Here is a 25,339-nt window from a genome sequence, read left to right as displayed (position 1 = left end):
ATAACACTTTACCGAACAATAGGCTTGTAAATAATTTTTTTGCTTTAAAAATCAAAGACTATCACTTTCACAATATGTTCAGTAAATACACAAAATTGTAATCGTAAATAAATGTTTCAAAGATCTAATATTTCACAAAAAGCTTACAGAATAGCCACCAAAATACACACATGTATAGCTTGTTAATCTATGATTTATAGCGATAAATTTTCAGCCATTACAAACTGACGGCTAAGCCAAAGCTGAGTTTTGTGCTTACCCATTAATTTAACGAGGGTTGGCGTTAAGGTATGGATCAACTGCTCTTGACGCCAAAACATATAGCGGGGAAGAATTTGTATGACATCATTACCAAAAGTGCGCTGCACTAAGCTTGTAAACTCGGCAAGCTCATCATCATTCCAGTTTGGGATTTGTGCCAACGCATCAGTTGCAAAACTCGCATACCCCGTAAAACTTTGCAGTATCTGCGGCGAATATGTCTGTAACAAATACTGCAACTGCGGCGCACTCCAATGGCTAATACGACTACTATCACTCATCATCGCCAAATTACGTCTATGCAATTGCTGCCAAATTAAATCACGCCCAGCTTGATCTCGCGCCATGTGCCAAAACAAGTACATATCGGCCAGCCACTCATGCTGATAGCGGGAAAGCCGCTCGGAAAACAAGGTATCTTGCAGCAGGATATTCTGCAGGTGCCCTAACTCATGAATAATCGATAGCTTTGTCTGCTGCTCAAGTGGGATGTGATAAGGAATGAGATCAACCACACCAATGGCGCTTAACTGAGGGGCTTGTAAGTTATAGATAATCACACCAAGTAAATCACTCTGCCCTAGATGCAGCACCATAGCATGCTTGAGCCCAAGCTGACGCTTTACCGATGCTGAGCTAAACAAAGCGCTTTGACTTAAAGCTGGCGACTGAGCGAAACACTCGGTTAGCGTCAGGGCAGAACATAGCAACACCTTGTGAGCATCTATATCAAGCCAGGAGTGAGACAGCTGGTGCGCTAAGTGATGGTCAATCTTAGCGATAATATCTTTGTGGCTGTAACGTGTTGCTATTTGACCACTTGAAACCGTGTCACTCATGTCCTGGCTACTGACTTCCTGGTTACTGAACTCCTGACTCATAGAGGTTGACCTAGCTTCGACGCTGATACTCTGTCCCACTGTATTTGGCGCAAGCATTAGATTTGATAAAACCAACATGAGACAAAACCACAAACGTGCACTTAGACTGAATAAGCCAGTCGCCAATAAGTTAACGCTCGCTAAACGAGACTTAATCTTGATCATCGAGCCAAATCCATTGGGCTAAGTTTTCAGCAGTGACGAGTGTTAAGGGCATTTTCAATTCACGTATCTTAGAAATTAACCATGATTGTAACCAATATTGCCCTAGAAATGAGTTAGAATAAGCATAATTTTTAATTGTTAGATGAGTGATTTGTGGTCGAGCAAGCTCAATTTTCGGCAAAGTTATGCCACCCAAAATATTGGCTAATGTGGTTTGCAGTAGGCATGATGCGTCTTACCTTATTGTTACCATTGCGCTGGCAAATGAAAATGGGCGCTGCGCTTGGTCGCGCAGTGCAAAAGCTAGTCAAAGGCCGCTCAAAAACGGCTCGGCGCAATTTAGAGCTTTGCTTCCCAAATATGACGACAGAGCAACAACAACAGTTGCTCGATGCAAACTTTGAAGAAACCGGTAAAGCAGTATTTGATACCATCAATGCTTGGTGGTGGTCTGATGCGAAAATCCAGCGCCACATGACCATTAAAGGCAAAGAGCATGTCACCAACAATATCGACAATGGCACGGGAGTGATCTTGTTTGCAGTGCACTGCTTACCATTGGAGATGGGCGCACGTATTTTTGGTCAGTTCCAACCTGGTATTGGCGTTTATCGCCCCCACGACAACCCGGTTATGGAATACCTACAGGTCAAAGGTCGTCTGCGCTCAAACAAGGGCTTAGTCCCTAAACGTGACTTAAGGCAAATGGTAAAGTCACTTCGCAAGCCTGACGTCATTTGGTACACCGCAGATCAGGATTTTGGCCCCTCAAGCGCAGTGTTCATCCCATTTTATGCTGTAGATCAAGCTGCCACTATTACTGGCGCAACCACCCTCGCTAAACTGGGACGCGCTAAAGTGTTGCCATTTTTTGTTGAGCGTAATCAAGATGATACTGGTTACAACATTGAGATTATGCCTGCATTAGATAACTTCCCAGGTGAAGATGAAGTGAGCGATGCCATTCGCGGCAATAAAATTATCGAACAGATTATCGATAAGAATCCAAGCCAATATATGTGGCTGCACCGTCGCTTCAAAACCCGCCCACCAGAAGCGCCAGCTTCGTTGTACGATTAATGCTTGGCTAATCTGAACAAGAGAAACATAAACAACAATGCCCCTGATACTCACATCTGGGGCATTTTTTATGGGCAAGAATTACAAGCGCAATCAAAGCGAGTCGTCAAAACTATTGAATTTTGGCAGTAAATAAGTGACGATGCGCCTTAAGTAGTATTGCCCTTTCACTCAGGATCCAGACTGATACATGAACACCCTGTTTTCACGCTGTGCAAAGTTAGTAAAATCAACCATTAAACCAGCTATGATTGCGAGCTGTGCTCTGTTAAGCATTGCAGCTCACGCCGTTGAGTATCGACTACCAACTAATGGCAATAGCGTGGTAGGTGAAAACCAGTACTATGTAGTACCTGAGGGCAAAACCACACTCGAAGCAATTGCTGCTAAATTCCAGCTAGGTTTGACCAACATGATGCAAGCTAATCCGGGGGTAGACCCTTACCTGCCTACTCCAGGTAGCACCCTGATTATTCCGCATCAACTGATCCTGCCCAATACTAAGCGTGAAGGGATTGTCGTTAACATTGCTGAAATGCGTCTTTACTATTATCCCAAGAACAGCAACAGCGTTACCGTACTGCCAATTGGTATTGGTCAAGTGGGTCGCGACACACCGGAAAACTGGGTAACTAAGGTCTATCGCAAGCGCGCGAACCCTACCTGGACACCAACAAAAAACACCCGTGAAATTTACGCAGCAAAAGGTGTCACCCTGCCGGATGTATGGCCTGCAGGGCCTGACAACCCAATGGGCTTATTTGCTTTATATGTAGGAAACTTATTTGCGCTGCATGGCACCAATGCCGACTTTGGTATTGGCCTGCGTGTAAGTCAGGGTTGCGTACGTCTGCGAGATGATGATATCGAGCATCTATTTAATAGCGTGCCCGTTGGCACTCGAGTTGAGTTTATCAACCAGCCAGTTAAAGTCGCAGAAGAGTCTAACGGCGGCCGCTACGTTGAGGTGCACGAGCCACTATCTCGCACCCAGGAAGAGTTTGAGTCTAATGAGCCGGTAATGCTGGAATTGGACCGCAAAGTCACCCGCTTTATCGCCCATGCTGAAACTGACTCATTTGTGATCAAGCGTTTACTTGAGCAACGTACAGGCATGCCAACGCGTATTAATCCATGATAACTATAATGTTAGTGTCATGACGAAAGTTAAAAGGCTTTGTTGAGAAAGCCTTTTTTTATGGTTAACCTAAATCCATTAAGTTAAGTAAACGCCTTAGATTGCTAATGGATTGCCTGTGTTAAGTCGTGACAAACTCCCCAATATTGCCAGCCCTTTGTCAGTGCTCGTTAAGTCGTTACTATTATCGAGCATCTTTGCGGCCAGCACGCTTATCTCTGCGAGCGGCTATGCATCCAATACTAGCCATGTACCTAATACAAACCATGCCCCTAATGCAAAAAGTACCCCTAATGCAAAAAGTGCCCAGCAGTGCCAGCTCGATAGTTTTGCCAAACCGCTATTCGAACTTGAACAAAACATCGAGTATCACCAGTTAGAAAACGGCCTTAGCGTACGATTGTTGCCGCAACCACAACAGCAAACCATCAGCATCTCAACCTTGTTTAATGTGGGTTCACGCAACGAGCCTCAAGGGCAAACTGGCTACGCGCATCTGTTTGAACACCTACTATTTAAAGGCAGTGAAAACTTGCCTGGCGATGGTTATGCCCAGCAAATGAACCGCATTGGCGCACGCTTTAATGCCAGCACCTTTTTTGACTTCACTCGCTATTATGCTCAGCTGCCAAAACAAGCTTTAGCGCTAGGCTTATACCTAGAGGCTGACAGGTTAAGGCGGCCAGTTATCACCGAGGACACAATAGCCAACCAGCAAGGCGCTGTGCTACAAGAAATGGCTGGCGCGATTGATAACCAACCTTATGTACGTCAAGCCATGCAGTATTTACTCGAGCAAGTAAAAGGCACGCCCTATGGCCACGCAGTCATTGGCTCCAAGGCAGATTTAATGCAAGCGAACCAATCAAGCTTAATGGCATTCCATCAGCGTTATTATCGCCCTGACTATGCGCAAATGACCTTGATCGGCGCCCTACCAGACAACACGCTTGAACTCATCGAGCATGAGTTTGCCGATTGGCAAAAATCGACTGCAGCGCCCAGCAAATTTAACGATTTACAGATAGATGCTAAAGCCAATCATGGCAGTATCGTGGATGAGCGCGGCCCTTGGCCTGCAGTGCTAATGGCTTGGCATACCGTGGGGCGCAATCATCAAGACGCAGAAGCTATCGCCCTGCTCAACCAATACCTGTTTCAACAAAGAGACAGTTTACTGGCAAGGCGTACAACGAGTGCGCAGCAAACCATGCTGCATTTATCTTATCCCTTAGCCCTTGAGCATCATGGCGTCGCCAATATCGTCCTAGTACCTAGAGCCAACGAATCTCTAGATGAGTTAGCAACCATTGTCGAGACACTTATTGATGATGTAGTAAAAAATGGCATTAGTGATACGCGGCTTTGCAACGTCAAAGCCGCCTATTTAGAAACTAAACTCGCTAAGCTAGCATCCCCATTGACCCTAGCAAATATGCTTTCCAACAGTCAGCAACGGGACAAACGCACGCCACTGACTTCACCCTGGCAAAGAACCAATCAGGTTACCAGTGACGACATGGCCCGAGTTGCTGCCAAGTATTACCAACACAAAGCCGTTAGATTAGACATGCTCCCTGCTTGGTACATTCGCAGTGGAAAAACCTTGCTTGAGTGGCTACCTAAATCCTGGTCACAATGGTTAGAGGAGCAAGCCTTATGATGCGAATTGGCTCTCTAATCCCCTTGATAAATAAACTCGCTGCCACCTTTTTGCTGCTAATGCTAGTTGCCTGCCAGCACAAACAGACTAATGGTGAAAGCTCGGTCCAAGTCGCTGCCAACTCAACAAGTGATAGCGCCGCTACAATAACCCCAACCTTGCCGCAATTTGACTCACAAGCAACAAACTTACCGCCCCTTGCAGCAAAGCTAAGCTATCAAAGCCCGCCCGCGCCACTCAGCCATAAGCTTAATAATGCTAGCTATCAGCATTTGTGGTCTCTGAGCCAGTTTCCCCTCTCAACGCATCGTTTTTCTCTAGTTGGCATAAGCCAGACGCGAGCCATTGCCAACCCTGATATTTTGCTTAAAGCCTTTGAGCTGTATGCGCAGCAATTGGCGCTCAGCGAACAAGCAGCTCTTAGGGAGTTGGCAGCAGTCAATGCTAAACCAGAGCAAATTACACGCTGCCTAAATAGCATCAGTTTTTCAGCAACTTTGCACCGCATTGTCATTAGCATGCACTGTGAGGCGAGTTATGAGACCAAGCTAAAGCTCGCTAAGCAGTTGTGGCAGCAATTAGCTAACCCGCTGACCAAAACTGAGGGGAAGGTAAACGGGATTAACCTCGATTTGCTCAAGCGCAAACTCAAGCTAGATAGTCATATTGGCGCCTTTACTGGCAGTGAGATAAACCTAGCTTACCGCAAGCGCCTGTTAGGTATTAGCCACCCTTACGCAAGCGAGGTGAATAACCAGCAAGCCATCGACAGCCTAACGATAGAATCACTCACCGAGTTGTTCGCCAGTACCTATCAAAGCCTGCAGTGGCACGTGTTTAGCACAGCAGGTTTAAAGGAGCCAACACGCGACGTTCAATTTCTAAATACGCAATCTGTAGTAAGGCATCCTCAAGCTAAAAAGCAGGCTCACAGCACTGCTGATAAGCAAAACTTGACCTTAAAACCCATTGCCATTATCGACAAGCCAGGCACAGTCCAGACTCAGCTGCGCATTGGCTATTTGTTTGCAAACTCGGTCACTGATGCGCGCTACAACCGCCTAGCATGTGAGTCATTGGCAGCACTACTTGGCCGCTCATACTCAGGGCGCTTGTTTTATGATTTACGTGAAACGCGCGGGCTAACTTATGGCGTCTACGCCTATTGTGTCGATGCGCCACTTGGGCAATACCTCACCATATATGGCAGTACAGACAAAGCTGATACCACACAGTTCGTTAGCGGCATACTGCAGCACGTTGCCTTGCTGCAACGCCAATCACCTCAAGATGCTGAGCTCAAAGCGCTAAAAGACTATATGCTTGGCAAACAGCAACTGAAACTTGATAGCCAGCGGGCAGTTGAAAATAGCTTTTTAACCCCATGGATTATGGGGCAAGTTGCACAAGGAACTGAGCAGCAAGATCGCGTTCAAGCTTTTTATGATGTACTTGAGCAACTTAGTGCAGATGAATTGTCTCGCTTTGCTCAGCTATACCTAACCAACCCCGTCATCGTACTTAGAGGCGATAAAGATGACATTGCCAAGCCGCTGGTTAAAGGCCTAGAGGCATTGGCTAACAGTGGCGTGTTGGACAATAAGTTGTCGGCAAACAAAGTGCTGGAAGTAGAAAGAAATAACTGGAAAATTGAAGAAATAAAGCCCTAAACGGGCTCTATTTATCCTTACAAGTGAGGCTAAGCTTCAACCATTATGACTACTGACCTGCAGTATCATCTTGCACTGCAGGTTGTGGGTTATCCGAGCTATCTTTTTCTTCATTAAACAATTTAGGCTCAGCCACTTTTTCCAGCGCCTCTGTCGCTTGTTCAGCCTTATTTTTAATACCGTCTGCTAACTCATTTTGCACGCTGTCTGCGCTCTTAACTACCGCACTTGCAGTTTGAGATGCTTGAGTGACTGAAATCGGCGCGCGCTTCTTCTCAGTTTGCGCGTTAGCATCAGGCGCGGCAAACAGTTTCGGCTCACTGGCTTTTTGATCAGCAGAAACTGTTGGCTCTGCAGCCTCTAAATCATCTGAAGCCGCGCTTGTGTTTTCATCGCTTACAGCATCGTTGGCATTTGAAGTCGGTTCTGACTTAACTTCTGGCTTCGCTTGAGACTCGACTGCTGGCTTAGCTACCGGCAAAGGTTTTGCTGTTTGCGACGTAGTGGTTGACGGTGAGGTTAACGGCGAAGCTGAAGTTGAATTAGTCGAGCTAGTCGATTGCAGCATTGGCCCGCCAATGATGTACCCCACCACAGCCAGCATAGCGATAACGGCCACTAGGTACTTGGTAGGTAACTTATTGCTTGAACTTGACTCTGTAGCTAGTTCATCTGCGGCATTTGTTGGTGATTTAGCAGTGCTAGAGGAGACGCTAGCGGCATCGATACTTGCGCCAGCAGTTTGCGCTTCAAATCTGGCGCCTAAGCTATCGCTACTCTCAGCGGCTGATTCAATCTTAGGCGCAGGTTTACTAGATTTTGCGGCCTTGACGGTTTGCTTAGCTTGCACTGTGGTTTCGTCATCAGCAGTGTCATTAGCCTCAGAGTTGACCGTAAAATCTGGCAAGGTATCGGCATCAGGCCCTTTGGTGCGCTTACCAATAAACTGTCCGCCGTCATAGATTTCCATCTGATGGCTGGACACCTCACCATCAACCACACCTGAGCTAACAATAATCAGCTTGTTGCAAAACAATTTACCTTTGAACTGACCACAGACTTTAACGCTTTGGCAATAAAGCTCACCTTCAACAAGGCCGCCTTGCTCAATCACAATATCGGCGCTAGAACGGATCACACCATTGGTATGCCCTGCAATCGTCGCTGGACCTTGAATATCCATCTCCCCTTGCAGGTTCATTTGCGCGCCGATCACTGTGGCTTGTTTGGCCTTGCTATTCATTACCTTGTCCTTGTGGGCAATCAAACTAAAGACAAAATACTAATCTAAAATGCATGACATAAAAAGCGTATAGCAGTCTGATTTGCTGCTCATCGGTATCAGGCTCAAATTGATAGTTCAAATTAAGCAGACTTATTAAGCAATTGTTTTCTAACAATAAGCCTCACTTCCTGAGGATTGATGGGTTTAGTGATGTAGTCTTCCGCGCCAAGATTTAATGCCCGCTGCGCATCACTGATTTCGGTTTTGGCAGACACAAATAACACTTTAATGTGCGCTGTTTTCGGGTCGGCTTTAAGGTACTGGCACACCTCAAAACCATCCATACCTGGCATCATAATATCGAGCAGAACTAAATCCGGCTGAGGTTTACGCGCTGCTATCTTCAACGCTGCCTCACCGCTAATCGCCGCTTTGACTTTATATTCGGGTTTGAGGACGCCGCTAATCACATCGATATTTTCCGGCGTATCATCAACGACTAAAATAACTGACTTACTCATGCATCAACCAGCCCAGCATCTGTAGTTTGCACACTGTTTTTAGCTTGCTCGCTGTGATCAACTAGTTCGCTGGGGCCAATTGGCTCACTGGTGTTAATTGGCTCGCTGATGTTAATTTGCTCATCGGTACTTTTCAGCGACATCGCCAAATCCTCGGTCGCAATAGTCTCAAGTAACTCACTGGCGGCGTAGTAATCATAACCTCCAATTAACGCAGACAGTGCATTAAACCTAGCAAGCACATCTTGGTTAAATGTAGCTTCATCATTGACTATCCAAGGTAAAACTTGCTCCATCACATCACTACTGTCAGTGTCATCATCAAGTAATAAGCGATATAACTCAGTAATTAGCGACTGTAGCTGCTGATCTGCTATGGATTTATTATTCAGGTTTTGGGTGATTGATTCCGCTTGTTGCTCAATATCATCAGTGCCCAAACCTTTGCAAGTATCCACATCTAAATGCACTTTTATATCGGCAATAAGCGCGTCAACTTCGACACCAATTTGCTTAGCTTGCCGCTTGATTTCAGCACTATCAGCTTGAGATTCACAGGCAGCCTCTAGCGCTTTCGCCATCGCTTGAATACGCAGCGCCCCGATATTGCCCGCAACACCTTTTAGCGTATGCGCGTAGCGCTCAGCCTCAACAATAGAGCGCGCTAAAACATCAGTAAATTGCAGCTCAAACTCAGTATTTGCACGAACAAACTTAGCCAACAATCTGCAATACAACTTACTGTCATGCTGGCAAATGCTCAGACCAAGCCTTGTATCTAGACCTACAATAGTGATTTGAGCGGCTTGCTTTTCACATGCATCCAAGAGTGCTTGCTCAGTTGCAGGTTGCACTGTTGGTAACATTATTGATTGTTCAGCAGGCTTCTCAATAGTGTCATTACTCTTAATATCACAGGCTTGCAATACTGCTTCATCAGGCGCAGCACTTGTCCGTTCAACCCACTTGGCAATGGTGCGGAACATGTCCTTCACGCTAATAGGTTTAGCAATATGGTCATTCATACCAGCATCCAATACCTTGTCTTTATCACCCACCATGGCATTTGCTGTCATGGCAATGATAGGTATTTGCTGCCAGTCAGCATTAGTTCGTATGGCCTTGGCGGCTTCATAACCATCCATGACAGGCATTTGGCAGTCCATGAGAACGGCATCAAAACTGTGTTGACGCATGATTTCAAGTGCCTCTAAACCATCGTTGGCCACTTCAACTTTAAGCCCATTGCCCGTCAATAGCTCGTAGGCTAGCTCCTGATTAATGTCGTTATCTTCTACCAGCAAAATGCGCGAACCTTTAAGTTTGCGGGTATCGTTATTAAAAGAATCAATCGCCCCTAAACCTGTCACTGCATTGGCCTTAATACCATTTAGCTTATTAATGACAGAACTCATTAAGCTTGGAGCAAGCACCGGCTTATTAAGCAAACAATCGGGTGATAACTTATCTATTACACAATCTGCTAGCGCCTGCTCACTGCCACCCACGGTAACAATCACTGGTACCGCTTCTAGACTCTGTTTGTGTAATACTTCTTCGCGTATTTCGAGCGGTGCATCCATTAAGGAGTGAGCGTCAAGCACAATCAAGTCAGCGTTAGCGACACTGCCTGTAGTCAATAATACCTTGGCCGAAGCCAGCGAAGGTTGACTGCTCACCTCACACCCAAATGACTGCAGCTGACTATCAAGTACTGCCCGAGCGCTTGCACTATTATCAATGGTTATCACTCTCAGTCCTGCCAGTTTCGCTGGCACTACTGGCAATAAGGGTCTATGAGTTTGTGTGGCGAAACTAGCTGTGAAGTGGAAACGACTGCCGCAATTTACCGCACTTTCAACCCCAATAGTGCCGGACATCTTTTCGACCAGGGATTTACTAATCGCCAATCCGAGTCCTGTACCACCATATTGGCGCGTGGTTGATGAGTCGGCCTGGGTAAAGGAGTTAAACAAGTTTTGTTGTTGCTCTTCACTTAAGCCAATGCCTGTATCTTGGATTTCAAAGCGAAGACATACATGCCCAGCGCGCTGCTGCTCAACTCGCACCTTAATCATCACCTGGCCACTGTGAGTAAATTTTACTGCGTTATTACACAAGTTAATCAGTACTTGTCCAAGACGCAGTGGGTCACCAATTAGGTTATTGGGGATTGATAGTGGCGCATCAATGAGTAGCTCAAGGCCTTTTTCTTCAGCTTTTAAGCCAACGAGATTACTTAAGTTTACTAGTACATCATTAAGCTCAAAACTCACCTGTTCTAGCTCAAGCTTACCGGCTTCGATTTTCGAAAAGTCGAGAATGTCATTGATAATTCCCAACAAAGACTTAGCTGATAGGTGCACTTTATTGACAAGGTTTTGCTGCTTGCGGTCAAGCTCAGTCTGCAGGGCTAAATACGACATGCCGATAATCGCGTTCATTGGCGTGCGAATTTCGTGAGACATATTGGCAAGGAAGTCGCTTTTCGCTCGATTTGCCTTATCTGCCATATGACGGGCGCTATCCGCGGCCTCTTTGGCTTCATCTGCCGCTTCGCGAGCACGCACCAATTCAGTCATATTGGTGGAAATACCGCCCACAGCAATGATTTCGCCGCGCTCATCCATAATGGGGAACTTGTGGGATAAATACACCCACTCGACATCGTCTTGCTTCATCCGCTCTTCAAAGGTAACCGTTTCACCGCTTTCAATCACTTCACGATCGTTTTGCCGCAAAGCGTCAGACTCTTCTTGGGTAAAAAACTCATAATCGTCATGACCAACGGCATCTATACCCTCTTTGCCAATCAGCTGATTCCACTTTTCATTCACCAATAAATAGCGACTCTCAGTGTCTTTTAAAAAAACCAATGCAGGCGAGTTATCCAAAACGGTTTGTAGCAAATTTCGGCTTTCAGCTAAGGCTTTTTCAGCGGCGACGCGCTCACTGGTATCGCGCAGTGAGCTAATAACGCGCAGCTCATCTTCGGTTTCAATCAAGCTCAGCTTAACATCAACCGGCACCTGCTCACCCAGTTTGTTCAGGGCAAACAAACTCAAAGTTTTATCACTGTCATATTGATTACCGCGAATGGTAATGGTGCGGTGACGATTAAAGTAAATATCGCGTAAATGAGTGGCGAACAGATGATCGACTCTTAAGCCATGCAGCTCTTGTTTACTAAAGCCTAAAATATCGCAAGCCTGACGGTTTACCATAGTTACGCGCCCTTGCTCGTCAGATACAATCATGCCATCTGGCGCCGACTCAATCAGGCTATGCAGCTGCGCCTGAGATCTTTTCAATTCAAGCGTTCGGCGCTCTACTCGGGTTTCTAACTCATCACGGGCATTAAGCAATACGCCATTTGCCCTTGCACCAATCCAATTAGTAAATGCGGTTAAAATCAACATCACTAGCAGTGAAATGCCTAACACGCCATAGAGTGTGTTGCGTGATAGATAATAGCCCTCTAAAGCCTCATCCTCATCAATCTCAACCACCAAACCAAATTTGAATTTATCATCCCACAGCCAGGCTGAAATCGTGCGATAACCTCGGTAATCAAACGCACCATCCACATTGATACCGTTTTCGCCCAGTACAATACGCTGGGCCACTTTAGTTAATGGCAGAGGCTCGCCATCAGAATATCGCCAACCTTTATCAAGGGGTTGGCGCGGCACAGCAAGACGAAGATTAAGAATGCTCGACTCACCTCTTTGCAGTAAGTTGGCCTTGATAATGTCTTCGGTATAACGGCTTTCAGAAATCATCATCCCCCGCTGATTAACGGCGTATGTTTCACCTGTATGACCGATTTGCGTCTCCGACAAAATATGGTCGAAAGTTTTGAACGGCTCGGCCTTTGCCACAATGGCTGCGACGGGTTCACCCACATCATTTTCTAGCGGCGCAATAAAGTACATCTGCACCTTGTCGTTATTGACATTGCGCAGTGGCGGCACAAAAGTGGCACTACCGTCAGACATTTGTTGCTTGATCATGGGTGCTAGAGCCGGTAAGTCGGTACTGTTACCTACCAGAGCTTTGCCATCTTTATTCACCACCACCAGCTTCCATTCTTCTTGTTGCAGGTGATATTTTTCGTTAAGTTGCTCCAAAAGTGGTTGATGCTGCTGAGATGATTTAGTCTTGCTGATAATATCTGCAAGATGGCTCAAATCTTGGTCGTGAGAGACTAAATCAATCAATTGGATCCGTGCGTTAATCCAGGCATCCAGCGCGGTCTTGGTGGCATGCAAGGTGGCGTCAATCGACTTCCCTGCCTGCAAACGTGCAATTTGCTCTTCTTTATTTAGCGATACCCAGGTGAGAGACTGCACCACAATAATGGTACAACCGATGCTAATGACGCCAAGAAAACGCATACGACCAGAACTATAAATCGCCATTGCATCACCGCGAGTGCGGCTCATAAACCAAGCGACTATTGAGAATGACAACACCACCACAAGGGCAATGAGTATCATCCGCTCGACCGGCACACTATCAACATGTTTCATATCAAGGCTATTGCTAACCCCTTCAAGCTCAATCCCAATCCATTTGTTGCGAATTGTGTTGCGCTGAGCAGGCGTAATATCGGCTAATACCTTGTTCAGAATCGAAACTAACTGCGGCCAGTCTTTACGCACGGCAAAAGACAATTGATAGTTGTAGTTGGTCACAAAGTTCATCTTGAGATTATCTAACGCCATCTCATGAATACTGTCTAACGTAGACAATTTGTTCGCCAACAAGCCATCAACTTTACCTTCGGAGACTAAACGTAAGCCGTCATTAATGGTGTCGACGTACCGATACGTTTGTTGTGGATACTGCTTAGTAACCCAGTCTGTACTTGAGTAGCCTTCAATAACAGCTAAGGTGCGATCGCCAAACTGCTCAAGATTTAGGTAATTAGCTTCTTTTCTACGGGTAATGACCACAGCAGGTACTGTCATATGCGGCTGAGTAAATGACATATGCTGCTTGCGCATCTCTGTTGCGGTTGCTGAAGTCAAAATATCAATTTCGCGCTTCTCTACAGCAGTAAGCGACTCGTTCCAGGTGTCAGTGGGTTCAAGCTTAAAATTAACGTTTAGTTTTTCACTAATTAACGCTAGATAATCCGACATCATGCCTTGATGCTGACCTTGTTCATCAATGTACTCAAACGGCCGCCAGGCAGGGTCTGATGCAAAGCGAATGGTTGGGTGCTGGCGCAGCCACTCCAGCTCTGCAGCTGTCAACATGGTATTTTGCAGCTGCTTTTGCGCCACGGTTTCAGGGTTAAACCATTTTGATAAAATCGCTTGCCTTTCATAGCGGGTAATGCTGTTAATGGCTTTGGCGATAATGCCGTGTAATATTTGCTGTTCTCTGTGCACAAACATGCGCAAGCTATTGTGATCTAGCGGGCTAGCAAACGATCTCACACCGGTAATTTGATTCTCGCGGATCAAAAAGTCCACAACACTTTGCGAGTCCATCAAGGCATCAACTTCACCGCGCTGTAATCGCTCCATACTGTCTTGCAAATCGCGCGTTTCAATGACAATGACATTAGGCAGTAACTCTTTAATTTTGGCGATATTTTCATAGCCTGCTGGGATCGCAAGCGTTATATCGCTTAGCTCATCATAGTGTTGCAGTGTGCTGTTGGCGCGCACATAAATATGGTCACTTAATATCAGGTAGCTTGGGGTATGAATCGCTAAGTTATGGCGCTCTTGGGAATAATAAGCCGCAGCAATTAAATCAACCCGCCCTTGGTGAAACAAACGCTGTACATCTGCATAGCTACCGGGCTCAGATAACGTGAATTTGAGACCTGTTTTATCTTCAATGAGTTGTAAAAAATCATGGCTAATACCTGAAACCTGCCCATGCCTATCTTGGTACATAAACGGCGGCCAGCTAATCTCATTACCAATCACCACACTTGGGTTATTGGCTATCCATTGCTTTTCTGACTCGGTTAATTCAATTAGATGTAAACGGTTTTGTTGCTGCTTGCGCTGCACTTTAACGTACTGCTCAAGCTCACTGCTAAGCTGCTGGGTTGACTCAATTAGCCTAAGCTTTTTGTCTTTAAACTCGGCTGACTCAAGATACATTCGCGCTTTAGCAAACTGACCTTGGTCAACAAGCTCAAATACGTAACTATCAGCTTCCAATAGTTGTTTTGCATGCTTTAATAAAGCATCTAGAGTGGTGGGGGCAATATGAATATAGTCAACTTTAGTTTGAGCAATGGTTTGCTGAAACTGCTTGAGGGCAATACGATGTTTGTCGTACCACAACTCGTTACCTGTATAGGCATACATGGCCATCATGCGATTTAGCAGTTCAGTTTGGTAGAGAATTTCGCGATTAGATTGAGCAAGGTGAACAATTTGCTCATCGTTATAACTGACCCTTTGACTGGTATGAGCCTGAGCTTGGCTGATGAATTGACCCGCACCAAGCAAAGCGGGAAACCAAATCATCACCCCCATAAAAAGGATGACTCTAGTAAAACTCGACCACATTAAAAAGTACCACTCTAACAGCAATTAATCTGAGTTAACTCAGCCAAATAACTGAGTAATAGCCATGTAATCAACTGTCCTTGTGATCAACAAAACTTACCGCAAGCTTCTAATAGTTATAGGTTTATACGTGTTTAAACAATGCCTGCTTTTTTCGCATACTAGACGATAAAACCAACAAAACCAACAAGTAAACTCACATAGAATTAACAACAAATTGACATCACCGCGTTCATATAAATTTCATGTCAATTCAAGATAAAGCGTAAACACTCACGGTCAATCAATCTACACATGTAACACTCTGTTTTTCATGTGTTTTACAAAATAAAAAGGGTACCTGATATCAGGTACCCTTTGTTTGCATCAGCTAAACTGAGCGAAATTTAACAAATGTTAAAAATTGTACGAAACGCTGGCGCTAAAGGTGCGACCTGCTTCAGTAATATCTTGCAAGGTATCATTGGTTTTATGACCTGCACCATTTATGTACTTAACGTACTCTTTATCTAGCAGGTTGGTGATCGCCAGATTAACTTTAAAGTCTTCAGTAACATTGTAGTTGACCAAGAAATCCATAGTTGCATAGCCAGGAATTTCTACGCTTTCTTCTGGTACTTTAGTCATGCGCGCAGCCCAGTTAACTAATAGCTCTGAGGTAAAGTCGTCATTTTCAAACCTAACGCCTGCGACACCTGATAGCGGTGAGATGCTGGTAATATAATCATCAGTTTGATCATCACGGCCATCGGTATATGCAGCGTTAGCGTACATAGACACGTTGTCGTTTAAGTAGTATTGGCCCGCAAACTCTAAGCCTTTAATAGTGACTGAATCAATATTTTGGTACTGATAAATATTGATATTCATCGGCTGCCCCGTGTATGGGTTAGTGCCCTCTTCAATATCAATCAAAGCCGTTGACAAGAAGTCATCATACTTGGTGTAAAACGCCGCAGCCGTGAAGTAAAAATCTTCTACGTGACCACGTAAACCTAGCTCAAAGGTGTCACTCTTTTCTGGCGACAAGTCATCACTTGGCTTAATTTTGTAGCCGTATAAAGAGTTATCATGATCAAGATACGCAAGATCGTAAGCCGGTACCTTGAACCCTTGACCATACTGAGCAAATAAGTTCATGGTAGGCGCAATACGATATAGCGCACCTAGGTTGAACGACACATTATTTTCGTCAAACTTTTTGTACTCAGTGCCATCTTCTTTAACCGCACCTTTAGGGTCCATTTTGTACATGTCAAAACGCACGCCTGGTGTCACGGTTAATGCACCGTCTAAAAAGCGCATTTCATCATTTACAAATACACCTGCGCGGAATACTTCAGTAGTCGGGAACTTATCTTCTTCTTGCGGATAACCAGGTTTTGGTGTGCCTTCAACTGAGTACAGCTTACTCTCATGGCGCTTCGACTCAGACTGCTCTACATCTAACCCATAACCTAGGGTATGAGTATCGTTTAATTCAAGGCTGGCATTAGATAAAAAGCCAACTGTGTCTTGCTCGTAAACTGCAGTTTTCCACATATCGCGAATTTCAACGACTGGGTAACCAAAATTTGCATCGATATCTAGCTTGCCGTATTCGGTATCCGTTTGCTCTGTGCTATTACGATAAACCGACACATTTAATTGATCGTAAATCGCTGTAGCATCTGTACTTTGGTAACGCAGCTGCATTGACAGGTTATCTTTCTCGCCAAGACTGTTTTCTTCAAGCACGTCATAGCCATCTAAGGTACGGAAGTAACTTAACAAGCCATAGGCGGTATCGCCTTTTACGTCTTGCTTCCAGCTATCGACAATCAAGCTCAGGTTTTGCTTTTCGTTAATGTTGTATTTGGCTTTGTAAAGAATACTCGTAGAGTCGATATCCAGCGGCGCTTTAGTTTCTTTATAGTTTTGCTGCTCTTCACCTTTACGCACAGTCGCGCTCAGTAAATGCTCGAAATCACCAGTTTTCAGCGCTAAAGTCGTACCCAAGTTATTTTGCTTGGTATTTGAGCTATGGCCAGCTTTGACCTTACCTGCAAAGGTTTCGCCTTCTTCTAGGTAGTCAGATGCATCTTTAGTGGTGAAAACTACAATGCCACCTAGCGCGTCTGAACCGTAAAGTGATGATGCTGCGCCTTTGGCAACCTCGACTTGTTTTAAAGTGTCTGTTTCAATAAAACCACGGCCAACAATATCGTTGAGTCCGTCCGCACCATAACCTTCGTTCATGCGCATGCCATCTTTAATCATCAGCACGCGATCACCACCCATACCACGAACAATAATGTTTTGCGCCTGACCAGCTGTACCTGACACCTGCACGCTTGGGTCGTACTTAAACAGCTGACTCATGTCATCAACTACCTGATTTTCAATCTCCTCAGCGGTAACTACTGAGATACTGCCCGCAACGTCTTTCAGCGGTTTTTCAGTTCGTGAGCCACTGACGACAATCACTTCAAATTCATTCGCAACATCTGCTGAAGCTGACTCCTGCGCGATGACATTAGGCGCCATTACAAATTGGGCAGCAACTGCGCTAGCAAGTACGGTGCGCGTAAATTTACTCATGTTTTCAATCCCTAATTAACGTTTTTATTTTTAACTGATTTTTAAAAAGCAAAACTCGAGAGCATTGCTCTCGAGCCATAAAAATTTTTCCTAGCTAGGTAAAGCTCTTCATCGAGTGAGTGAACGCTTTAACTTCTACGATCACATTGTTAACAGCTCGATTAGCTAGATTGCTTTTTTAGATTACACACTCCAAACAACCCTGTAAACACAAATAAGAATTGATATCATTTGCATTAACCAAATTATTCAATGTATGATCCGCGAGTCTTTTTTCCTGAGGAAGTATTTTTCGTGAGCATACAACTATTAGAAATCACTATGGCTGAAGCAGCTGAGCTGCTGATGGCACCTGTTATCGTTATTATTTGCGCCCTTGTCGTATACGCGTTGTTTATGTTTGGCCGCTTTAGCTCGCAGTATCTGCTGCGCAAAAAAGCGCGTCTTGCCTACACCAAACAAATCGCTGCTGCTGATATGAATAATGCTAGCGCCCAACCTGGCTATCCAATCCACAATTACTTTATTGCGAACCCTCATGCCAGCGAAGATGAGCTTGAAGTCGTGGCACTGAAAGAGCTAGAGAACTTACGCGTAGTTACCCGTATCGCCCCAATGCTTGGGCTTATCGCCACCATGATCCCGATGGGCCCAGCTCTGCAAGCCCTTGCCGATGGCAACATTCAAGGGATTAGTGAAAACCTGATCATCGCCTTTGCTGCGGTAATTTGGGGGCTAGTGATTTCTTCTATCACCTTTTGGCCTGCATCAGTGAAAAAGCGCTGGTGCGCTAACGAGTTAATCAATATCCGCAAACTGAAAGGTCAATAGTCATGCGCTTTTTAGATGAAGATGAAGAGCTAAACCCAATCGTCAGTGCGGTGAATCTTGTGGATGTGTTTTTGGTGATCATTGCTGCCTTGCTCATTGCTTTGGCGCAAAACCCACTTAGCGTGTTTTCAGCCGATGATGTCACCGTGGTGAAAAATGCCGGCAAGCCAAACATGGAAGTGATTGTTAAAGAAGGCAAAGAAATTAAGCAGTACAAGTCCACTGGTGACATTGGCTCTGGCGAAGGTATGCGTGCTGGTGTTGCCTACAAGATGGCAGATGGCAGCTTTGTATACGTACCAGAAGGCGGTGGTGAAACTAACGCACAATCTACTACCCAACAACAGCCACAGCCGCAACCTCAGTCACAGTCACAACAATTAAAATAAGCGAAACCAATCATGTTGAAATATGCATTTGCATTGCTTGTCCTGCTCGCAAGCCAGTTGGCACTTGTCGTGCCAGCACAGGCTAGCGATAGTTCAGCTAGCGACAAGCCCAAAGTCTTACTGATGATGTCATCCCACGCATCGAAACCTAAAGGCGACTTGCTCACTAAGGTGGCACAAGGCCAGCCTTTTGAGCTTGAAGTCTACTCCCTTAAAAACAAATCTGACGAAGAAGTTGAAGCCGCCTGGAGCAAGGCAGATTTGGTCATGTTAGATGGCATCAACCCTGCACTATCAAAATACATGTTTGCCAAATATGAGCCGATTGCCGACAAGCTTAAAGTGGCAAGTATTTCACTGGGCGATTTGGCTAACAAAACAATGAACCAAGGCGTTGATGGTAAAATCGGCGCGCAAGTAGCCAAATACTACAAAAACGGTGGCAGCCTAAACTATCGCAATATGATGGATTACCTTGCCAATGCCCAGTTTAAACTCAGCAGTAAAACTGCCGACGAACCAGTTAATGTGCCTAACATTGGCTTGTATCACTATGGTTTCAAAGGTTTAGTCACAAACAATGAGCAAGCATTTTTTGATTACCTAGCCCCCAAAGCCAATCAAGTTGTGATTGCAGTAGGTATTCATCGCAGCATTGTTGACTATGAACAAGCACAAATTGTTGATGAACTGCTTAAACGCCTAGAAACAAAAGGCGCTAAAGCCTTTGGTTTCTTCTTTGAAGGTGAAGACAAAGACCTAAACTACACTGACTTACTATCAACCGAGGTTGAGGGCGAAACCATCTCCCGAGTTGATTTACTCATTAACTACCGCTCGCTGCATTATGCTGCTAAGCGCCGTCAAGAGTTTGAAAAACTCGGCGTGCCTGTACTACACGCTCTTAACTACACTGAAGGATCGCAGCAAGAGTTTGAAGAGGACAACGCGGGTGTTTCTCCATCGTTAACACCGTTTTTCTTGGTGATGCCAGAAGATACAGGAAGCACCGATCCCACGATCATCGCTGCCAATAATGATGGCGTAAAAACCGTGATCGATTACCAATTAGACGCTTTGGTCGATCGCGCCTTCAATCATGCTCGCCTTGGTCACATCAAACCACAGGACAAAAAAGTCGCAACTTTCATCTGGAATTACCCACCGGGTGAAAAGAATATTGGCGCAGCGTTTTTAGATGTCCCGTCATCAATAGAAAACATTGCTCAAGCTATGCACAGCAAGGGCTACAGCATAGATGTAAAATCAAACAAATGGCTTATAGAATCGGCAGGTAAGCTACTTAGACCTTATTATCGAGGTGAAGATGCCGAAGGTTTAATCAGTCAAGATTTAGCTGATTATTTACCGCTCAGCACTTACTTAAACTGGTTTGATCAACTGCCAGAAAACGTACGCCAACCGATCATCGATCGCTGGGGTAAGCCACAAGACAGTGGCATGTTACGCGATGCTTCGATCGATGGTGAGCAAGTAAAAGCCTTTGTGATCCCGCGAATGAAACTAGGCAATATGATTGTTATGCCACAAGGTGTGCGCGGCGAAGATGAACAAGAGCACGCTAACCTGTATCACGATACTAAGCAGGCCATTAACCACAGTTATCTCGCCATCTATTTATATGCCCGCGAAGTATTTGGTACTGATGCTTATATTCACCTTGGTACCCACGGCAGTCAGGAGTGGTTAAGCGGTAAAGAGCGTGGGCTTTCTGTGTACGATGCGCCAAGCCTGGCTATTGGCAACCTGCCAGTGTTTTACCCATACATTATTGATAATGTCGGTGAAGGCATGCAGGCAAAACGCCGCGGCCGCGCAACTTTGCTCAGCCACTTAACTCCAGGTTTTGCCAAAGCAGGCCTGTATACCGAAGTGGCGGAGCTGTCTGAGAAAATCAACAACTACATGGTGCTGTCAGAGGGGCAAACTCAGCTCAACACCAAAAACGAAATCATCCGCATGGCAGAAAAGCTCAACATGCTCAAAGACCTAAGTCTTGAGAAAGCCGATGTTGAGGCCAACTTTGATGTCAGTGTGGTGAAAATTCAAGATCACCTTAATAACCTAGCGCAACTAGCACAGCCTCTTGGCGTGCATACCTATGGTGAACTCCCCGTTGAAGATCACCTGTACTCAACCATGCTGCAAATGCTCGGTAGCAAGTTCACAAAGCGCGCAGCTGAGTATGAGCTAAAACACAACTTAAGCTTGCCAGACGCTGAGCAGTTTGATGAGCGCAACGTGCGTAACCTGCAAGCCCTTGAAGGTTTTCAACTACTAAAAGCTCACATTAACACTCCTGAGAAACTCACCGGCGTGAATGTGCAACTGGCGGCAGATTTAGCGCAAGCAACCGAGTATTGGCATAACTTCCAAAACATTGCTGAGCTTGAGAACTTATTACTCGCGCTTGATGCGACTTACATTCCAATTAGCTATGGCGGCGACCCAATCCGTAACCCGCAAGCTGCGCCTACCGGTAGAAACTTGATTGGCTTTAACCCAGCAAAAGTCCCTTCAAAAGAGGCTTACGATGCGGGTGTCGAACTAATGAACCAAACCATTGACGCTTATGTGGCTAAACATGGTAAGTACCCACAAAAGCTAGCCTTCTCGTTATGGTCTTTGGAAACCATGCGTCATCAAGGCGCACTGGAGGCGCAAATTCTGCACGCGCTGGGCTTAAAACCTGTGTGGGACGAGCAAGGCAATATCACTGATACCGAAATAATCGAATACAGCAAGCTAAAACGCCCACGTATAGATGTGGTGATTTCAGCGACGGGACTGTACCGTGACGCCTTCCCTAACGTGATGTTATGGCTAGCAAAAGCGATTGATAAAGTCGCCAAAATGAAGGAGGAGAATAACTTCGTATTCCGTAACGCTAACGCCCTGAAGAAAGAGCTGCTAGACAGTGGTAAGAGCGAAGAAGATGCGGATTATCTGTCATCTATTCGTATCTTCTCCAACGAGACTGGCAACTATGGTACTGGCCTTGCCGATACATCACTGGCGTCAGATACCTGGGAGACAGATGACAAGCTAGCAAACTTGTACTTAAAACGTATGGGTTACGCCTATGGTCACGACGAGAAACGCTGGAGCGAGCATGTTGCCGACACCTTTGGCGAAGGGCAAACCTTGTATGGCAAGGTGCTATCAGGCACCGAAGGCGTTATCTTTTCGCGCTCGACCAACCTGTATGCGTTAATGACCAATGACGACCCATTCCAGTACTTTGGCGGTATCGGCCTTGCAGTGCGTAACCTAGATGGTAAAACGCCTGAAATGTACGTGTCGAACCTGCGTAAAAAAGACAAGCTAAAAACCCAAACCTTGGAAGAGTTTGTTAACCACGAAATGCGTAGCCGCTACTTCCACCCTCGTTGGATTAAAGCGATGCAAGACTCAGGTTATGCTGGCGCGACAGCCATTCTAGATCGCATGAACAATATGTGGGGCTGGGAAGTGATGACGCCAGAGGCAATTCGCGACGATCAATGGCAAGAGTTCTTCGAAGTTTATGTTGAAGATAAGTACGACATGGATATGCGTGAGTTCTTTGAAGAGCACAACGCGGAATCACTTGCGCAAATTCTTGAACGTATGCTTGAAGCGGTGCGCAAAGGTTACTGGCAGGCAGATGAAGCCACCATTAAGAAAATGGTCGAAACCTATACTGAGCTAGCCACTGAATTTGACGTTGCCACCAACAACGAAAAGTTCAACGAGTATATGGATACCACAGCCGCTGGGTTTGGTTTAATGCCATTATCTCAAGCATTAGCGCAGGCGCTACAACCACCAGCCAATGCACAAGCGGCTCAGCCACAAATGGAGCAAGTGAGTGGTCAAAAGCTTGAAGAGCAAGCGAAAGCAGAGCCTGTTGAGGCTGACTACAAACTGGCTTACCTCATGCTATTAGTATTCGCTCTGGGCTTTATCAGCCATGCACAAAGTGCCCGTAAACCACTGAAATATATATAACTTTTACTTAAACAGGACAGACTTTGATCTAGCTAGGTTTAGCTAAATCAGCAAAGTTAAAGCCCCAATACACTCGTGTATTGGGGCTTTTTAATCGCTAGACAAGCCTTAAATAATAGCTGTTATCTGGTTTAGGATTCTGGCACAGCCCATTTGCCGACCATCTGCGCAGGACGCAGTTAAATCATCCTTGATGGCTTCACCGCCGCATCCCTGCGGCAAAGACCTGCTTAAATGGCGCGGCAAATAACTTATCGGCGCGATTTATGGCAAGTTTGATGCAACGTAAACCATTATTAACTTACTAATATATCTACTCTTTGCTACATTTTGTTGCTTGAAGTTAAAGCGATTTGCTCTATCAAGTAAAAGGATTATTACTTTATGACGAGAACACTTTTGGTCTTGCTGTCTATTGTTTGTTTCAACGCAAACGCAAAGGAAAGTGTTTGCTATGGCACAACCTCAAATGGACGCTTAGAAAATGGTGTTGAGCTTCCAGCTAAAGGCGACAACTATGTTACCTACAGCTACGCAGCAAGATTAGCTGGGCGAACGTATGTTCATTCAAAAGTGCGTGACGTAATCGTGTCCTCCTATGCACACTTATATCAGCAGCATCCGAACAAAGTATTTAAATACGCAGAAACAGGCTTTGAATCCGGTGGTCGTTTCAGACCACATAAAACCCATCGGAATGGCCTATCTGTAGACTTTATGACCCCGGTAATCGATAACAAGGGGAACTCAGTACATTTACCCACAAACGTCTTTAATAAATTAGGTTATAACATTGAATTCGATGCTAACGATCAATATGACGGTTTAATGATTGATTACGACGCAATGGCTGCTCATATCGTATCTTTACACAAAGCCGCACTAGCGAACGAAATCGAAATTTGGCGGGTGATTTTCGACCCACAATTACAACCTCACCTCTTTAAAACTCGATACGCAAATTACTTAAAGCAACATATCACATTCTCAAAAAAGCGTTCATGGGTGCGCCATGATGAGCACTACCATGTTGACTTTAGCGTTCCTTGTAAAAATTAAGCTAGGTACTTATCACTACAAGACAGCAGTATTATCGAAATTTACAGTACTCTATCCGACTGATTTTAAATGTTATTTCAGCAAAAACGAAATAACGAATCCATCGCAACTTTAGCCATAAACTGATTCACATCAAGCTTTTATCAATAGCTCAATAACAACGGCTAAAACCCGACCTAGATCAAACAACTCAGATGTTAATTAGATAACAATCAAGTAAGGATTATATGACAGGATAGAATACGATATGTGTACCGACTGTGGCTGTTCCATTACACGCTCTGACAAACATCATCACCATCACGATGACATCAGCAGCAACCCGCAACTCAATGACGAGAAAACCTTATCAGTGATCCACAAGATCCTCGATAAAAACGACGTTCAAGCAAATCACAACCGTGAGCATTTCCAAAAACACAATATCAGTGCCTACAACTTGATGAGTAGCCCTGGTAGCGGTAAAACCACTTTACTTGAACATTTGGTTGATCACTGCAAGCTTAATTACGCCGTTGTTGAAGGCGATTTAGAAACCTCTCGCGACGCAGACCGCCTAAAAGCCAAAGGCATTGAAGCCTTCCAAATTCAAACAGGCTCAGCATGTCACCTCGATGCCTTTATGGTGCACGATGCCCTGCACAATGTTTCTCTTGAAAAAGCTGACATCTGCTTTGTAGAAAACGTCGGAAACCTAGTTTGCCCAGCAAGTTATGATTTAGGTGCGCACAAGAATATCGTTTTACTGTCAGTGCCAGAAGGTGATGACAAAGTTGAAAAGTACCCTGTCATGTTCCGCCGCGCCGATTTAGTGATCATCAGCAAATGCGACCTGCTGCCTTACTTTGACTTTGATGTAGCAGATGCCAAAGCCCATATCCATAAGCTCAATCCAGATGCGACTGTATTAGAGGTTTCGACCAAAGAGCCTGAAACTCTAAAAGCTGTTAACCAATGGCTAGAGCAAAACCATCAAGACATCATCAGCGCCAACGCTGATACTGCGTAACGAGGCCGCTATGTGTTTATCTATTCCATCAAAAGTTGTTGAGCTGCATCCAGAAGAAACCAGCATTACCGTTGACACTATGGGCGTTAAGCGCAAAGTGAGCTATCACCTGATTGATGAGCCACTGGCCATTGATGATTATGTATTGATCCACATCGGCTTTGCCATGAACAAAATAGACAAAGCCGAAGCGCTGGAAACGCTTGCTCTATATGACGAAATGGCGCAAAAAATGGAGCCAGAGATCGCAGCACAAAGAGAATCGCTACAACAAGAGGCTATGGCGTCACTAGATACAAAAAGCGAGGTCTAAG

At 45.2% G+C, this 25,339-nt stretch carries 15 protein-coding genes; 10 read left to right on the top strand and 5 right to left on the bottom strand.

Annotated elements, in window-relative coordinates:
* Positions 1–194: 194 nt before the first annotated feature.
* Positions 195–1,142, bottom strand: coding sequence for a hypothetical protein (locus G3R49_RS09175; protein ID WP_130601127.1), 948 nt, complete (start codon positions 1,140–1,142; stop codon positions 195–197).
* A gap of 318 nt (positions 1,143–1,460) precedes the next feature.
* Between G3R49_RS09175 and G3R49_RS09170 the strand changes: the two genes are divergently transcribed.
* The 4 genes from G3R49_RS09170 to G3R49_RS09155 all read left to right on the top strand — a co-directional run bounded on the left by G3R49_RS09170 (position 1,461) and on the right by G3R49_RS09155 (position 6,858).
* On the top strand, positions 1,461–2,387 hold the full coding sequence (locus tag G3R49_RS09170; RefSeq protein WP_130601125.1) for an LpxL/LpxP family Kdo(2)-lipid IV(A) lauroyl/palmitoleoyl acyltransferase: 927 nt from the start codon (positions 1,461–1,463) through the stop codon (positions 2,385–2,387).
* A 190-nt stretch (positions 2,388–2,577) separates the two neighbouring features.
* Positions 2,578–3,525 (top strand): L,D-transpeptidase family protein, encoded by a 948-nt coding sequence (locus G3R49_RS09165; RefSeq protein WP_167869457.1) that lies wholly within the window; start codon positions 2,578–2,580, stop codon positions 3,523–3,525.
* Positions 3,526–3,643: 118 nt separating this feature from the next.
* Entirely contained in the window at positions 3,644–5,188 is a 1,545-nt protein-coding gene (locus G3R49_RS09160) for a pitrilysin family protein (protein ID WP_348633918.1), read from the top strand.
* Positions 5,185–6,858 (top strand): pitrilysin family protein, encoded by a 1,674-nt coding sequence (locus G3R49_RS09155; protein WP_167869456.1) that lies wholly within the window; start codon positions 5,185–5,187, stop codon positions 6,856–6,858. The genes G3R49_RS09160 and G3R49_RS09155 overlap by 4 nt, the downstream gene beginning before the upstream one ends.
* 49 nt (positions 6,859–6,907) lie before the next feature.
* Here G3R49_RS09155 and G3R49_RS09150 read toward each other — a convergent pair whose 3' ends face one another.
* The 4 genes from G3R49_RS09150 to G3R49_RS09135 form a co-directional block, all read right to left on the bottom strand.
* Complete coding sequence (locus G3R49_RS09150) at positions 6,908–8,101, bottom strand: polymer-forming cytoskeletal protein (protein WP_167869455.1); 1,194 nt, start codon at positions 8,099–8,101, stop codon at positions 6,908–6,910.
* Positions 8,102–8,223: 122 nt separating this feature from the next.
* Positions 8,224–8,604 (bottom strand): response regulator, encoded by a 381-nt coding sequence (locus G3R49_RS09145; protein ID WP_130601117.1) that lies wholly within the window; start codon positions 8,602–8,604, stop codon positions 8,224–8,226.
* Positions 8,601–15,104, bottom strand: a complete 6,504-nt coding sequence (locus tag G3R49_RS09140; RefSeq protein ID WP_167869454.1) for a transporter substrate-binding domain-containing protein — start codon at positions 15,102–15,104, stop codon at positions 8,601–8,603. Before G3R49_RS09140 ends, G3R49_RS09145 begins: the two co-directional genes overlap by 4 nt.
* A 438-nt stretch (positions 15,105–15,542) precedes the next feature.
* Complete coding sequence (locus tag G3R49_RS09135) at positions 15,543–17,726, bottom strand: TonB-dependent hemoglobin/transferrin/lactoferrin family receptor (protein WP_167869453.1); 2,184 nt, start codon at positions 17,724–17,726, stop codon at positions 15,543–15,545.
* A gap of 294 nt (positions 17,727–18,020) precedes the next feature.
* On the opposite strand from G3R49_RS09135, the gene G3R49_RS09130 reads away from it, so the two are divergent.
* From G3R49_RS09130 to G3R49_RS09105, 6 genes are all read left to right on the top strand, one after another.
* On the top strand, positions 18,021–18,557 hold the full coding sequence (locus G3R49_RS09130) for a MotA/TolQ/ExbB proton channel family protein (RefSeq protein WP_167869452.1): 537 nt from the start codon (positions 18,021–18,023) through the stop codon (positions 18,555–18,557).
* A gap of 2 nt (positions 18,558–18,559) precedes the next feature.
* Positions 18,560–18,946: a DUF2149 domain-containing protein gene (locus G3R49_RS09125; protein ID WP_167869451.1), complete on the top strand. Its 387-nt coding sequence runs from the start codon at positions 18,560–18,562 to the stop codon at positions 18,944–18,946.
* Between the two features lie 12 nt (positions 18,947–18,958).
* Positions 18,959–22,957, top strand: coding sequence for a cobaltochelatase subunit CobN (gene cobN, locus G3R49_RS09120; protein ID WP_167869450.1), 3,999 nt, complete (start codon positions 18,959–18,961; stop codon positions 22,955–22,957).
* Positions 22,958–23,341: 384 nt separating this feature from the next.
* A complete protein-coding gene (locus G3R49_RS09115; protein ID WP_167869449.1) occupies positions 23,342–24,016 on the top strand; it encodes a penicillin-insensitive murein endopeptidase in 675 nt (224 codons plus the stop codon).
* A 247-nt stretch (positions 24,017–24,263) separates the two neighbouring features.
* On the top strand, positions 24,264–25,025 hold the full coding sequence (gene hypB / locus G3R49_RS09110; protein ID WP_167869448.1) for a hydrogenase nickel incorporation protein HypB: 762 nt from the start codon (positions 24,264–24,266) through the stop codon (positions 25,023–25,025).
* Positions 25,026–25,035: 10 nt separating this feature from the next.
* Positions 25,036–25,338: a HypC/HybG/HupF family hydrogenase formation chaperone gene (locus G3R49_RS09105; RefSeq protein WP_167869447.1), complete on the top strand. Its 303-nt coding sequence runs from the start codon at positions 25,036–25,038 to the stop codon at positions 25,336–25,338.
* Position 25,339: the final 1 nt, after the last annotated feature.

Origin of the sequence: Shewanella sp. WXL01 (assembly GCF_012263345.1) — a bacterium.
Taxonomy (GTDB): Bacteria; Pseudomonadota; Gammaproteobacteria; order Enterobacterales; family Shewanellaceae; genus Shewanella; species Shewanella maritima.
The sequence above is the reverse complement of the archived record's forward strand: the minus strand, read 5'-3'. Positions and strand labels throughout refer to the sequence as shown.